Below are 14,172 nucleotides of genomic sequence, written 5' to 3'. Positions count from 1 at the left end.
TTGTCCGGTCTGTATCAAAGGGGTGTTAAGTCTTTTTTCAGAGGTGGGAGGACTCGCGTATTTGCGCTGTTCATCCTGCGAGGCCACCGTGATGACGGAAGCCTGTCGGTTGTCCGAGTCGGAGGAAAGGAGGATCTACGAACTGCATGAAAATACCGAAGATGATCCCGGCTATCGCCGTTTTCTCTCCAAGTTGGCGGACCCCTTGTTGAAGCGCGTCGATGGGGGGAGCATTGGGCTTGATTTCGGATGTGGCCCGGGGCCAGTACTGGCCGGGATGCTGGTAGAGGCGGGAATGACGATGCGCCTTTTTGATCCTTTTTTTCAGCCGGATCCGTCGGTGCTTGAGGATCAGTATGACTTTATCACCTGTACCGAAGTTGTCGAACACCTCCATGCCCCGGCAGAAGTCTTTCAAACCCTGGACACGCTGCTAAAGCCCGGCGGTTGGCTTGGTATCATGACCTGCTTCCAGACCGACGACGATCGGTTTGCCAACTGGCATTATCGCCGGGATCCAACGCACGTGGTGTTCTATCGGGAGCAAACCTTCCGGGTGCTTGCAGAGCAGCATGACTGGCATTTGGAAATACCTGCAAAAGATGTTGCTATGTTACGAAAGCCGCTCTGATAAGACATCGGGTGATGCTAGAACGTCGATAGCCCCGTGAATTCCATGATGCGGTATCGCCAGTAGCGAAATCTGGATTCATCGGCCCAGGTGTCATAGGGCAGGCTCATCACCGGATCTTGATCCGGACCGTGTCTCCACTGCTGGTCGAAAAAAGCAACGGCTTTTTGGACAATGGCCGATTCCTGCGGTACAGAAAGCCAGACACTGGTTTCCAGATTGAGATCATCCAGGTTTCGTCGGGTAAAGTTGGCAGAGCCCAGTAAAAGCTGGGGCGCGCCTCGGGCAGGCCTGAGCATCAGTAACTTGCTGTGGCATTGCTCTCCGAGCGTATTGCACCAGCGTACCGGGACGCCAGCATGATGGAGTTCCATCGCGGCTTGCCGGTTGGGGATCCCGCTCTTCTGATGTCCGAACGCTTCGTTATTGGCGTCCAGGAGTACCCGGATTTTTACCCCTCGACCGACCGCATTGAGGAGAGCCTCGATGGTCGCGCGGTGGGACAGATAGAACACGGCGAGATCGAGGTGATCCCCCCGTTTCGCGTCCGAGATCATATTCAATATTCGGTCCCGGATCGCGGATTCGGTCAGTATTGATATTTCGCCGGACTTAGACACCTCTGTGACCGTCTCAGAAGGCGCATTGGGTGTGTCGAGCCACTTTTCGAAGGCGCTGGTCTCCGCGCCTGACATCGCCATCACAGCCAACTCGCTGCGTAACACATCCCTTGCGGCTGCGCCCTGAAAGCTCAATCCGACATTACTGTGGCGACTGCTGCCGTCATGAGGATTGGCGGATGTGACCAGAGCCCTTAGCGAGTCCTGCTCATCGACAACAAGCAATTTCCGATGATTGGCTTTGAAGTTGAGGAGAGCCAGGTAACTGCGAAGTGTGACGGGCTGGCTACCCAGGGCGTTTCCTAGCCACCCTGCGCTCGAGTCGTTGCCTGACCAGCGGCAGCAGATCCGCCACATTGACGACCAGGCCGGATTGCTGTCGCGCATGGGTAACAGGTTGGTTTCTATGACGGTAATACCCTCAGCCCTGAGAGCCTCGAACCATGGTGAAGAGGTCCCCCCATACATGGTATTCAGCGGATCAGAAATGACGGTAATGGAAAGGCTGGGCCTGGCTCTTTTGCTTTCGATGAGCGCTTGGGACAGCTCTTTTGCCAGCGGACGATGTGGAACGCCTTCTGGTCGAGTGCTGTTGTAAAGAAACATGTCGACCAGGATGAAATGCTGCGCTTGCCCGATCATGCGGAAGGCTTCGTCGAATATTTCGTGATGGCGGGTTTCTGAGCCGTCCTGGTGATGGTAGGTGAGATCGGTCAGTAGCGTCGCCCCATGGAGAGGCCTGATGTCACCGCGATAACTGAGCCCTTCAGGAAGCGCCTTGTTCGTGTGATAGACACCGACTGCAACCAACGTGAGCACCGTTAATGCCAGAATTAGCTTCAATGTCATCAGGTTGTTCCATTTCCAGTGATTAAGTGGCTTTCCTTTGCCGAACCAGCTCGACGAAGCGAGTTAGCAGGCTGGTTGCTTCCGGTGTGGGGCTCACGTTATCCAGAAGGGTTTCGGGTGTTATGCCCTCGTTCTTCAGTTCCGGCGTCTGAACCCTCAGATAGCCACGCATGATGTCCGCAGAGAACTCAGGATGGAACTGAACGCCCCAGGCCCACTGACCAATCCGGAATGACTCGTGCGGCTCGAAGTCGTTTCTGGCGAGAAGAACCGCATTGTCAGGAAGTTCCAGAACAGACTGTTTATGGGTGAGTTGAGCTCGAAACGTTTTGGGTAATGAACAGAACAAGGGATCGGATGCCGACGCTTCCGTGAGCTCCACCTCATGAGTTCCGGTTTCACGGCCGTTTGGGTGATAGCCCACTTTACCACCCATAGCATGGGCCAGTAGCTGGTGTCCGTAGCACACGCCGAATACCGGAACTTCGTTAGTGACGGCTTGTGCTAACCAGCGGGCAGTGTCTTCGCTCCATGCTTCTTTGTCACTGACCATTGCCGGTGATCCTGTCACAACGATGCCGTCCCATTCGGAAGGCTGAGAATCCGGTTTGCCACCGGTGACGTCAATCACGGTGGTTCGCACGGCAGGTTGATTCAGGTACTCCTCGAACCAGTTTTCGAAGTCCCCGAAGTCACGCTCCAGCTCTGTGTAGGTGGATCCGGTTTTAAGGATGGCGATACGTATTTCTGCGGCGTTAGTGGCGTTCATTTATTACCCGGGTGAAAGAAAGATCGTGGGTTATGTATAGCAAAGTAATGATTTGTAATTTGCGCGAATTGCGCACATCCGTCGAAATTTTTCACACGTAAACTGCGCGTAAATTTCAGGTCCTTTAGGTAAATAGTAAATGTCTTTGCGAACTAATTCTGCCCTTTATGTCGTGTTCAGTCTTCTGCTCGTCGGCTGCGGTGGCGGTGGCTCCAGTGCCACCGCGACGTCGGGCAGTGCAGGATCCGCGCTTTCTGATGCAAGTGAGACTAACTCGGGGTCAGCCGAAGGACCGGTGACTATCGTAGTCGATGGATGTGACGTAGAGGAATACCAGGCAGCAATGCTGGAGTATGTAAACGCCGCCCGAAGCCGCGGACGATACTGTGGTACCGAGTACTATCAGGCCGCTCCTGAAATACGGTACAACTGTCCAATTAAAGGTGCTGCGCTCAAACATAGCCGTGACATGGCAACAAACAACTTCTTCAGCCACATCGGTTCAGATGGGTTAAGAGTGGGCGACCGCATTACCGAGACCGGGTATCAGTGGTCCGTGGCGGGTGAAAATATCGCTGCAGGGTACGACAAAGTTTCTACGGTGATGAAAGGTTGGCTGAACAGCCCTGGCCATTGTAAGAACATCATGGATCCGCGTTTTTCAGAGTTTGCCGTTGAGCGCGTGAATGCCTCCTCCGCCGACTACGACAACTACTGGACCCAGGTCTTCGCAAAGCCTCGTTAAAGACTGGTGGAGCGACAATTGCCATTGATCGCAGTTGTCGCTCCAGCCTTGCCTGAACGGCCTACTTACTCTGCCACTTCGGCATTGTGGAAAACGTTCTGAACGTCGTCCAGGTCGTTCAGCATATCCATGAACTTTTCAAACAGCGGGATATCGTCGCCTTCCACCGGCGTGGTGGTTTTCGGCACGAACTGTATTTCATCCGCGTCGAAATCTATTTCTCCGAACGCATCGACCAGGGCCTGCTTGGCCTTGGCGTATTCGGTATGCGGCGCGAATACGGTAATGGTGTCGTCTTCGTTCTCAATGTCGGTCACGTCGACATCTGCTTCCATCAGTGCTTCCAGTACAGCCTCTTCGTCCTGGCCCTTGAAAGCAAAGATGGCGCAGTGATCAAACATGTGGGCAACGGCGCCCGGTGTGCCGATCTTGCATTTGGTTTTGGTGAAAGCCAGACGGACATCACCAAAGGTGCGGTTCGGGTTGTCGGTCAGGCAATCAATGATCACCATGCAGTTGCCGGGGCCGTAACCCTCATAGCGGGCCGGGGAGTAGTCTTCACCTCCGCCGCCTTTGGCTTTGTCGATCGCCTTTTCAATAACGTGGGCCGGTACCTGGTCTTTTTTCGCGCGCTCGATCAGTCCGCGCAGTGACAGGTTGGCTGTTGGGTCCACGCCGCCGGATTTTGCGCACACGTAGATCTCGCGACCGTATTTACTGTAAACCTTGGTTTTTGCCGCGGCCGTTTTGGCCATTGATTCTTTGCGGTTCTGGTAGGCTCTGCCCATAACGCGCTTTCCCTTCTTCCTCGAAAAGGGTGGAATTTTACTGAACTCTGCCCTTTTGGGACAGGCCTATTTGCGGAATTGGGAGGGCGGCTCGGGGAGTGTTGCACACAGCCGGGGTGAACCGGCTGTGTGCAAGTGGGATTGGTTAAAGCACCAGACCCTGGTGGGATTCGCTGAGCAGCTTGCGTTCTATGGTTTTGATCAGCGCAGCTGTGTCGATAGTGTAGGTCGGCTCATTTTCCAGGCCGAGTATCTTCCGCAACCAGGGGGTTTCGGTGACATTCAGGCTAAAGCTCAGGCGGGGCACAAAATAGTGGTGCTCGCCATCCTGGACCCAGCGCACAACGGGCGCCCGGTGTGTATTCCCCATTGGGTCTTTCTGCACCTGTGAAGCAAACTCGTTTTGCCATCCAATGTGGAGGTCATCAACGCCGGTGTTGTCCTCAATAGCCCTTTCCTGGGTCAAGCCGATCAATCTCGGATTAATGAAGGTCATAAAAATCTCCTTGAAGCAATAAAACAAACATGGGATGCCTTCGTCTGTTTTTGTCGCGGGCCGTCCTGGCCTCACCTTGTTATGTGTACAGTTGTACACAATCATTTTTCGCTTCGCCAGAGCTATCCGTTGGCTTGACCTTTAATGACAATGTGGGAAGTACCTACCGGGTCAGACGTAATCCACCGGGCATTGGTAATTTTCCTGTGTCATCAAGTCGATACCGCAGTCCATCCCGCTGACCCAGTCCAGGAATCGATTCACCATCTCCGGGCCCTCGAAACGCTTTCCGTGCTGGGGAACAATGGCAACCACATCCATCTCGCGGACCATGTTGGCCCAAAGTTGGCAAACTGTCTTCGAGGCAATGTAGCGTCGGTGAAAGCCAATCATGGAGGGTATGTGCTTCTTGAAGTCCTTTACCGGCAGATGGTCATCTTCGCCCCCCAGGGAAGCGCCGAGGTCACCTGAAAACAGAATCTTTGAAACCGGATCGTAGAACTGAAGGTTGCCCACCGAATGCATAAAGTGGGCGGGCAGACATTGAAGGTATGAATCCCCGAATTTTACGTTGGCACCGGCGTCCGGGACGCTGACGATGCGGTCATAAACGCTGCCGGATAACTGGTTGGTAACATAACTGGACACCAGGTGAGGCAGGAAACGGGCCCACAGGCGTGAGGTGACAATTTTGGCCCGGGTATGGACGATCCATCGATCAATCGCGCCGATGATGTCCGGGTCCTGGTGGGAGGCGAAAACATAATCCATGTCCCGGATATTCATATAGCGGGACGCGGCGACGGACAACGGCGTGTAGGTCAGATCCCCGCCAGGATCAATCAGCGCTTCGTGTTTTCCGTCGACGATCAGAAACTGGTTTGATTGAACGCCTTCGCCGCTGACCAGCGAATCAAACATCAGGCACTTGTGGTGCCCGTTATCAAACAGGACGATTGGCTCAGCTGCCATATTGGGTTCCCCGCAGAACAAGATTTTCCGGCCGGGATGGCCGGATAATGCAATTGCGCGGAGATTACAAAATCAGCAGGTATAACCTATTGCCTCAGGTCAAGAATCTGATATCCATCAAGTAACGGTTTGTTGCGATCTATCAATCACTCACGCCAGATCGGGTACCCGCTTAATTCCTCGCCGGATTCCTTGCTCGAGCGCGGTACGGACGATTTTGCCGGTCAGCGGAACCACGTCCTCGAACGTAATGGTGTAGTTGATCCGGGTGTGTCCCTCCGGCGTGTCCTCAAAGCGGATTCGGCCCAGATGATTCTTGATCGGGCTCATACTGGTCACGGTATATTCGATAAGCGAGTTGGGTTCGAAGTTGAGGATGGTCTCCTCGAGCCCGACCGGGCCGATACCGATTTTACGGACTGAGCCAATGCCGTTGGGGTCCGCCTGGTCACTGTCCTTGATGCGCTTGATCGGTGCGCCAAGCACCTTGCCGATCCGGTTGTGGTCTGCAAACAGGGCGAATACCCGGTTGCGGGGAACGTCAAAGGTTTCATCGATCTCAATCGTATACATTGCCATGGCTCGCTCTTGTTTAAACTTGATGGAACAAGAGTAGTCGGTTCGCATCTACAACAAAAGTCGTAGTTGTAGACAGGTGCCAGTCTGGCCCGAATCGCTTGGTGTCAGTGTCGGGCTGTGTGCCGGTAATCCCGGGGCGACTGGCCCATGACTTTCTTGAATAGCCTGGAAAAATAGTAGGCATCATCGTAGCCCAGTTGCCGGCTGATATCGGCAAAACTCAGGTCGGTGTTGTCCAGCATCTGGCAGGCGCGCTCGACCTTGAGGTGGAGGAAGTGCTGAATCGGCGATGTGCCGGTCTTTTCCCGGTATCGAGTGGCGAAGTGTGCGGGCGACAGCCCGGCCAACTCCGCCAGTTGCTCCAGTGAGATTCTGTCTTCCAGGTGTTCCCGCATATAGCTGTGAATGGTGTCCAGCTCGTTTTTGTCGTCATGGGGCGCGGAATCGGCTGTGATGGGGATCGCAGTCAGGAGCTGGCGTAAGCGGTTGGCGGCATGAACCAGGCCCCGGGTCCGGAAACCGGTCTGGCGAACGGACAAAAGGCCGTTGAAGTCCACCAGAAGTCTCGGCTGGCGGCCTATATGGCGGATGCGCACAGTCTCGTCGAATCCCATGTAGGCACGGAACTCCTCGGCCAGTGGGCCGGTGTAGTGGACCCAATGGATTGTCCATGGGTTGTCCGGATCTGCTGTATAGCGGTGGTTGGCTCCGGCCGGAAGCAACAGCAAATCGCCGGCTTCTACCTGGTAGGGTGTGCCGAGCACATTCAGGAATGCCTTACCCTCTGTGCAGTAGATCAGCAGGTGATCGTTGTGGTGCTCCCGGTGCATATGGTGACCGGTGGCGCGGCGATAGTGGCCGAAAGCCAGGGGATAGAGGTCCCGGGTCAGCGGGTGTTTTGCCAACAGGCGGATAATCGGATCCGGAACAACGTAACGCACGCTGTCCTGGGGGACCGGCCATTGTGATGTCTGAGCCATTTTGAGGTCTTTTATTTTTCCGTGAATCGAAAAATAGTCCATCACGAGCGAAATTTAGTCAATCACCATTGTCCGAATCGCGTGCTAGGATTTTTTCAAACATGGCTGAGCCAGTGATTCTCTGGCTCGCTTCCCGCATAACAACAAACAGGGACATCACAATGAAGAACGTACCTCTTTATCTCGCCGGTGAGTTTGTTCAGAGCCAGACTCAGGACTGGATCGACGTCACCAATCCCGCGACCAACGAAGTTATCGCCAAGGCCCCTTGCACCACCCACGCTGAGATGGAACAGGCCATCAAGTACGCAGGTGAAGTGTTCAAGACCTGGAAGGAAGTCCCGGTTTCTGAACGTGCGCGGGTTATGCTTCGCTATCAGGCGCTGTTGAAGCAGCATCACGATGAAATCGCCGAAATTCTTTCTCAGGAAACCGGTAAGACCTTTGAAGATGCGAAGGGCGATGTCTGGCGTGGAATCGAAGTTGTTGAACATGCCGGTAACGTCGCTTCCCTGATGATGGGGGAGACCGTTGAAAACGTTGCCCGCGAAGTAGACACCCATTCCTGGATTCAGCCTCTGGGTGTGTGCGCCGGTATCACGCCGTTTAACTTCCCGGCCATGATCCCGCTCTGGATGTTCCCGATGGCCATTGCCTGCGGCAATACCTTTATCCTCAAGCCTTCCGAGCAGGATCCACTGACGCCGATGCGCCTGGCTGAGCTATTTGAAGAGGCCGGTGCGCCGAAAGGGGTTCTCCAGGTTGTTCATGGTGGCAAGGAGCAGGTGGATACGCTGTTGACCGATCCGGCCATTAAAGCTGTTTCCTTCGTGGGTTCCGTGCCGGTTGGCCGTTACATCTACGAAACCGGCACCCGCAACATGAAGCGTGTACAGAGCTTTGCCGGTGCCAAGAACCACATGGTGATCATGCCGGATGCTGACAAGCAGCAGGTGATCAATGCGTTGGTGGGTGCATCTGTCGGTGCCGCAGGCCAGCGTTGCATGGCGATCTCTGTGGCTGTGTTTGTTGGTGAGGCCCAGCAGTGGATTCCGGAACTGAAAGAAGCCATGGCCAAGGCCCGCCCGGGTGCCTGGGACGATGCCGGTGCCAGCTATGGTCCCATTATCAGTGGTAAAGCCAAGGATCGAATCGAATCCCTGATCGCCACAGGTGAAGCCCAGGGTGCAAACCTGTTGCTGGACGGTCGCGGCTGCACAGTGGATGGCCTGCCGGATGGTAACTGGGTTGGACCGACACTGTTCTCGGGTGTGACCACTGACATGGACATCTACAACGAGGAAATCTTCGGGCCGGTGCTGTCCTGCATGGAAGTCGATAGCCTGGGTGAAGCCATCGAAGTGATCAACAACAGCCCATACGGTAATGGTACGTCTATCTTTACCAATTCGGGCGGTGCCGCTCGTCGCTTCCAGCATGATATCGACGTAGGTCAGGTGGGTGTAAACATCCCCATTCCGGTGCCCCTGCCGTTCTTCTCGTTCACCGGCTGGAAAGGGTCCTTCTATGGGGATCAGCACGCCTACGGCAAGCAGGCAGTGCGGTTCTACACAGAAACCAAGACCGTGACCTCCCGCTGGTTCTCCAGCGAGGCGACATCGGAGGCGAACTTCTCCATCCAGTTGCGTTGATTCTGCCAGGAGGAAATCAATGGACTTCAACCTGACTGAAGACCAACTGGCGTTTCGTGAGGCAGCCCGGGCCTTTGCTGAAAAGGCCATGGCGCCCCACGCCGCGACCTGGGACGAGGAACATATCTTCCCGGTGGATGTGATGCGGGAAGCGGGCGAAATGGGCTTCATGGGGATGTACACCCCCGAAGCCCTGGGCGGTATGGGGCTCTCCCGCCTCGATACCTCCGTGATCGTGGAAGAGCTGGCCGCGGCCTGCCCTTCCACGGCAGCCTTCATCACCATTCACAATATGGCCACCTGGATGATCGCCAGTTTTGGCTCGGATGCCCTCAAACACGAGTTTGTGCCGCGGTTGGCCAGTGGTGAATGGCTGGCTTCCTACTGCCTCACCGAACCTGGGGCAGGGTCTGACGCCGCAAACCTGAGAACCAAGGCCGTCCGGGATGGCGACAACTATGTCATCAACGGTAGCAAGATGTTTATCTCTGGCGCTGGCAGTACCGATATTCTGGTGCTGATGGCACGCACTGGCGATGCAGACAGTGGTTCGAAGGGCATTTCTACGTTCGTGATTCCCGCCGATGCCGATGGCATCAGCTATGGCAAGAACGAAGAGAAAATGGGCTGGCACAGTCAGCCGACCCGAATGATCAGCCTCGAAAATGTGCGAGTACCGGCCTCTTATCGAGTGGGTGAAGAGGGGGATGGTTTTGCCATTGCCATGAAGGGGTTGGACGGAGGCCGTCTGAACATTGCCACCTGTTCGCTCGGTGGCGCCCAAGCGGCACTGCTGCGGGCGCGTAACTACATGCATGAACGAGAGCAGTTCGGCAAGCCTCTGGCCGCGTTCCAGGCACTTCAGTTCAAGCTGGCAGACATGGCCACCAACCTGGTAGCGGCTCGACAAATGGTCAGGTTGGGTGCGTTCAAGCTCGATAGCGGTGATCCCGAGGCGACTCTTCATTGCGCCATGGCGAAACGGTTCGCCACGGATGCCTGCTTTGATGTGGCGAATGAGGCGCTGCAGCTTCATGGCGGTTACGGCTACATCCGTGAGTACCCGCTTGAGCGTTATCTGAGGGATCTCAGAGTCCATCAGATTCTTGAGGGGACCAACGAAATCATGCGTTTGATTGTGGCTCGCCGGCTTTTGGACGACGGCGTTGCCGAAGCAATCCAATAATCAGAACGATAGGGATACAGGAGAGCAAACATGAGTGATCTGCTTCAGCTCGAGAAGCGCGGGCATATCGCCGTAATGACGATCAGCAATCCGCCGGCCAACACCTGGACAAAGGCGTCACTGAACGCCCTGGTGGAGATCGTCAATGACCTGAATGAGGACAGGGACATCTATGCCCTGGTTGTGACCGGGCAAGGGGAGAAGTTCTTCTCCGCCGGGGCAGACCTCAAACTCTTCGCGGATGGTGACAAAGCCAACGCAGGAGATATGGGGGCGGCTTTCGGTCAGGCCTTTGCAGCGTTGTCCTCATTCCGCGGCGTTTCTATCGCTGCCGTCAATGGATACGCCATGGGAGGCGGGCTGGAATGCGCCATGGCCTGTGACATCCGGATTGCAGAAGAACAGGCCCAGATGGCCTTGCCGGAGGCGGGTGTTGGTCTCTTGCCTTGCGCTGGCGGAACCCAGAACCTGCCCTGGCTGGTAGGAGAGGGCTGGGCCAAGCGCATGATCCTTTGTGGTGAGCGGGTCACGGCAGAAAAGGCCGCTCAGATCGGTCTGGTCGAGGAAGTGGTTCCGAAGGGCGAGAGCCTGGAGAAAGCTCTGGAGCTCGCAGAAGGTGCCTGTAAACAGAGCCCGTCCGCCGTTTCGCGTTGTAAAACGCTGGTCATGAGCGCCAGAGAAGGACGCAGTCACGCAGACGGCTGGCGAATGGAGCGTGAGCTGTTCGTTGAGCTTTTCTCCACCGACGACCAGAAAGAAGGTGTGAATGCCTTTCTGGAAAAGCGTAAGCCGGAATGGAAAAACCGTTGATCCGCTGGATCGACGGTTCAAGGAATAGCTATGAGTGAGCAATCCATCGTATTTGATGAATGGCAGAACGAGGACGGTACGGTCATCGGGTCCGTGCATTTGAATAACCCGAGAGCTCTGAACTCTCTGTCGCTCGAAATGATTCGAATGCTGACGCCCAAGCTCAATCAATGGGCGGAAGACAGCCGGGTTAAGGCGATCTGGCTGGATGCCGAAGGTGATAAGGCGTTCTGCGCGGGTGGCGACATCGTAGCGTTGTATCGCAGCATGACCGAGCCGGAAGCCGGCGCCGAAGGCGACGCCTTTTTCACCGAAGAGTATGAACTGGATTACCTGATCCATACCTACCCGAAGCCGATTGTCTGCTGGGGACATGGCATTGTGATGGGCGGCGGTATGGGCATCATGGAGGGCGCGTCCCACCGGATCGTCACTGAAGGTTCGAAGCTGGCGATGCCCGAGATCACCATCGGACTGTATCCGGACGTGGCCGCAGGATGGTTCCTGAACCGTGCGCCAGGAAGAACCGGTCTGTTCCTGGGCTTGACCGGCGCCCGCATCAATGGTGCGGATGCTGTATTCACTGGCCTGGCGGATCGCTTCATACGGCATGATCTTAAATCCGAGGTTTTCGCGTCACTGAAGCAGCAGAGTTGGGCGGGCCGCGATGCCCACAGTGTTGTCAGTTCGGTGGTTCGGCAGTTCGAGGCGCGTAGCACAGATGCCTTGCCGGCATCCCCGGTTCGCGACAACTTTGATGAGATCAATCGTGTTACCGACGGTGATTCGCTGGAAGCCGTGGTTGATCAGCTGAAGGAGTTGTCTGGCGGCGACGGTTGGATGGCCAAGGCGACAAAAGCACTTGATTCGGCCTCTCCGACATCTCTGGCGCTGGTCTGGAACCACCTTGCACGCTGCAGGCATGACGGCCTGAAAGAGGTTCTGGATAAGGAATTGATTCTGTCAAAGAACTGCCTGAGGAAGGGAGAGTTTGCCGAGGGTATTCGCGCGCTTCTGATCGACAAGGATTTACAGCCGCGCTGGCGCTACGCCTCGCTGGGTGAAATGGATACTCAGTGGATTGACGACTTTTTCGCATAACCGACGTCGGGCGGGCGCCTGGTAACAGGGGCTGCCCGGCCCATCGAGTACAACAATAAAGGGGAAAACGATATGGCAATCATTACCTTCATCGGTCTGGGCAACATGGGCGGCCCGATGGCCGCAAATCTGGTCAAGGCCGGGCATGACGTGACGGTTTTTGATCTCTCGAAAGAGGCCGTTCAGGCTTTGGTGGCAGAGGGTGCTAAAACCGCAGATACCGCTCATGAGGCCGCCGACGGAGCCGAATGTGTGATCACTATGCTGCCTGCTGGCCAGCATGTGGAAGCGGTTTACCTCGGCAGTGAGGGCCTCTTGGCGAATCTGCCAGAGGGCACTCTGGTCATTGATTCCTCCACCATCGCGCCGGAGACGGCTCGCGGCGTTGCTGAGGCCGCAGAAGCCCACAACATTCCGTTCCTCGATGCGCCAGTATCTGGCGGTGTGGGTGGTGCCAAGGCGGGCACGCTCTCCTTCATTTGCGGTGGGTCGGAAGAAAACTTCAACAAGGCGAAGCCCATTCTGGAAGCAATGGGTAAGAACATCTTCCACGCTGGCGATCACGGCTCGGGGCAGGTCGCAAAGATCTGCAACAACATGCTGTTGGCGATTCTGATGGCGGGCACCAGTGAGGCGCTGGCGCTTGGTGTCAAAAATGGTCTTGATCCAGCGGTACTGTCGGAGATCATGAAGCAGAGTTCCGGCGGTAACTGGGCGCTGAATGTGTACAATCCTTGGCCGGGCGTGATGGAAGGCGCGCCAGCCTCCCGGGGCTATGAAGGCGGATTTCTAGTCAATCTTATGAATAAAGACTTGGGGCTTGCATTCGATAACGCGGTCAAAAACCATGCGTCTATCCCCATGGGATCCTTGGCCAGAAACCTGTTCGAACTGCATGCCGGGCAGGGTAATGGAGGGCTGGATTTCTCAAGTATTCAAAGGCTTTACAAGCCTGAATGAGATGGACGGGCACGGCTGTCCGTGCCTGTTCCTCGGACTCCCTGCCTTTGCGATATGTCAGGTTTGTTTACGGTCGATGTCAGGCTGAACTTATAGGTGCATGAAAAATAATGCTTTATTTTTCTGGCCCGAAGCTTGCTTACATGCGTTGCGTAACGTTAGTTCGCTACAAAGCGTGTTGAGTTTAGTTAAAGGGATGTTCCTATGAATATGTTCAAATCGATTGTTGGGGGCGCAGCCCTCTTTGCGCTCTCAGGTTTCGCAACAGCATTTCCGGTTGATCTCGATTCGGTGAGCGGCCAATGGGTCAATGCCGCAGGCGGCCAGAACGTCACCGGTGAAGATACCAGTCAGATTCGCTGGGGCGGAAGTTACGGTGACAAGAGTGGATACGGCTTCGAAGCCAATCCTCTGCTTCCTCAAACCATCAATGACAACTCGCCGTTCGTGCTGGGTGAATTTACCCACTACAACTATGAAATTCCGGCTGGTACTGCCATCGACAGTGTCGATCTGGACGTATACGCCAGCTTTTCCAATGGCTCCGGTTCGGTAGCAACCGGGCCGTTCACATTTGGATTCGCTCACAATGAAACGCTGAATCAGGCGCCTGTTGAAAAGTGTGTCTGGTTCTTTGGCTGGCATTGTTGGGAAAAGATGGTTCACAGCCTTGTGGATGACATCGTCACTGTGACCTTCGATGAACAGATGATGAGCTCGGAGTTTGTTTTGGGCGGAAACGCTTATTCTTTGAGCCTGCTTGGGTTTGAAGGAAATGTGAATGAACTGGTCACCAAGGAAAACGGTACAACCAGTGTAAACCTGTTGGCCAGTCTGAATGTGCGCTCGGTTCCCGAGCCGGGAACCATCGGGCTCCTGGGGCTTGGATTGCTGGGCCTTGGCGTGTCCCGGAGGAGAAAGGCCGCGTAATTGATGCCTTATCGAATCAGCCCCGCAACTGCGGGGCTTTTTCGTTTTGGGCTGGATTTTTGGCATAGGTGCTGATAATTTTGCGAGGCTTCAGGGACAGTAGC

15 protein-coding genes are annotated in these 14,172 nt (G+C 55.4%); 8 read left to right on the top strand and 7 right to left on the bottom strand.

All coding sequences use genetic code 11. The annotated features are described in order from the left end of the window. The first annotated feature begins 91 nt into the window (after positions 1–91). Positions 92–631, top strand: a complete 540-nt coding sequence (locus D777_RS09715) for a class I SAM-dependent methyltransferase (protein ID WP_081849532.1) — start codon at positions 92–94, stop codon at positions 629–631. A gap of 17 nt (positions 632–648) precedes the next feature. Here the strand turns inward: D777_RS09715 and D777_RS09710 are convergent, their stop codons facing one another. Beyond that, positions 649–2,100 (bottom strand): phospholipase D-like domain-containing protein, encoded by a 1,452-nt coding sequence (locus tag D777_RS09710; protein ID WP_036131432.1) that lies wholly within the window; start codon positions 2,098–2,100, stop codon positions 649–651. 22 nt (positions 2,101–2,122) lie between these two features. Beyond that, complete coding sequence (locus tag D777_RS09705) at positions 2,123–2,869, bottom strand: glutamine amidotransferase (RefSeq protein ID WP_036131430.1); 747 nt, start codon at positions 2,867–2,869, stop codon at positions 2,123–2,125. A 139-nt stretch (positions 2,870–3,008) separates the two neighbouring features. Here D777_RS09705 and D777_RS09700 point away from each other — a divergent pair, with 139 nt between their 5' ends. After that, entirely contained in the window at positions 3,009–3,614 is a 606-nt protein-coding gene (locus D777_RS09700; RefSeq protein ID WP_036131427.1) for a CAP domain-containing protein, read from the top strand. Positions 3,615–3,679: 65 nt separating this feature from the next. Here D777_RS09700 and D777_RS09695 read toward each other — a convergent pair whose 3' ends face one another. The 5 genes from D777_RS09695 to D777_RS09675 all read right to left on the bottom strand — a co-directional run bounded on the left by D777_RS09695 (position 3,680) and on the right by D777_RS09675 (position 7,429). Continuing rightward, positions 3,680–4,402 carry a YebC/PmpR family DNA-binding transcriptional regulator gene (locus D777_RS09695; RefSeq protein ID WP_036131424.1) on the bottom strand — a complete coding sequence of 241 codons (723 nt, stop codon included), beginning with the start codon at positions 4,400–4,402 and terminating at the stop codon, positions 3,680–3,682. 145 nt (positions 4,403–4,547) lie between these two features. Beyond that, positions 4,548–4,898 (bottom strand): hypothetical protein, encoded by a 351-nt coding sequence (locus D777_RS09690; protein WP_036131421.1) that lies wholly within the window; start codon positions 4,896–4,898, stop codon positions 4,548–4,550. Positions 4,899–5,069: 171 nt separating this feature from the next. Beyond that, entirely contained in the window at positions 5,070–5,870 is an 801-nt protein-coding gene (locus D777_RS09685) for an oxygen-binding di-iron domain-containing protein (RefSeq protein ID WP_036131419.1), read from the bottom strand. Positions 5,871–6,020: 150 nt separating this feature from the next. Continuing rightward, positions 6,021–6,449, bottom strand: coding sequence for an SRPBCC family protein (locus D777_RS09680; protein WP_036131415.1), 429 nt, complete (start codon positions 6,447–6,449; stop codon positions 6,021–6,023). A 104-nt stretch (positions 6,450–6,553) separates the two neighbouring features. Next, positions 6,554–7,429 carry an AraC family transcriptional regulator gene (locus D777_RS09675; protein ID WP_036131412.1) on the bottom strand — a complete coding sequence of 292 codons (876 nt, stop codon included), beginning with the start codon at positions 7,427–7,429 and terminating at the stop codon, positions 6,554–6,556. A gap of 161 nt (positions 7,430–7,590) precedes the next feature. On the opposite strand from D777_RS09675, the gene D777_RS09670 reads away from it, so the two are divergent. The 6 genes from D777_RS09670 (at position 7,591) to D777_RS09645 (ending at position 14,068) form a co-directional block, all read left to right on the top strand. Next, positions 7,591–9,081, top strand: a complete 1,491-nt coding sequence (locus D777_RS09670; protein WP_036131408.1) for a CoA-acylating methylmalonate-semialdehyde dehydrogenase — start codon at positions 7,591–7,593, stop codon at positions 9,079–9,081. Between the two features lie 19 nt (positions 9,082–9,100). Next, on the top strand, positions 9,101–10,267 hold the full coding sequence (locus D777_RS09665; RefSeq protein ID WP_036131405.1) for an acyl-CoA dehydrogenase family protein: 1,167 nt from the start codon (positions 9,101–9,103) through the stop codon (positions 10,265–10,267). Positions 10,268–10,297: 30 nt separating this feature from the next. After that, positions 10,298–11,077 (top strand): enoyl-CoA hydratase, encoded by a 780-nt coding sequence (locus tag D777_RS09660; RefSeq protein WP_036131402.1) that lies wholly within the window; start codon positions 10,298–10,300, stop codon positions 11,075–11,077. Positions 11,078–11,107: 30 nt separating this feature from the next. After that, entirely contained in the window at positions 11,108–12,178 is a 1,071-nt protein-coding gene (locus tag D777_RS09655; protein WP_036131399.1) for an enoyl-CoA hydratase/isomerase family protein, read from the top strand. Positions 12,179–12,250: 72 nt separating this feature from the next. Further along, complete coding sequence (mmsB, locus tag D777_RS09650; protein ID WP_036131396.1) at positions 12,251–13,138, top strand: 3-hydroxyisobutyrate dehydrogenase; 888 nt, start codon at positions 12,251–12,253, stop codon at positions 13,136–13,138. A gap of 204 nt (positions 13,139–13,342) precedes the next feature. Further along, on the top strand, positions 13,343–14,068 hold the full coding sequence (locus tag D777_RS09645; RefSeq protein ID WP_036131393.1) for a THxN family PEP-CTERM protein: 726 nt from the start codon (positions 13,343–13,345) through the stop codon (positions 14,066–14,068). Positions 14,069–14,172: the final 104 nt, after the last annotated feature.

This window comes from Marinobacter nitratireducens (assembly GCF_000708045.1).
In the GTDB taxonomy this organism is placed as follows: Bacteria; Pseudomonadota; Gammaproteobacteria; order Pseudomonadales; family Oleiphilaceae; genus Marinobacter; species Marinobacter nitratireducens.
The sequence above is the reverse complement of the archived record's forward strand: the minus strand, read 5'-3'. Positions and strand labels throughout refer to the sequence as shown.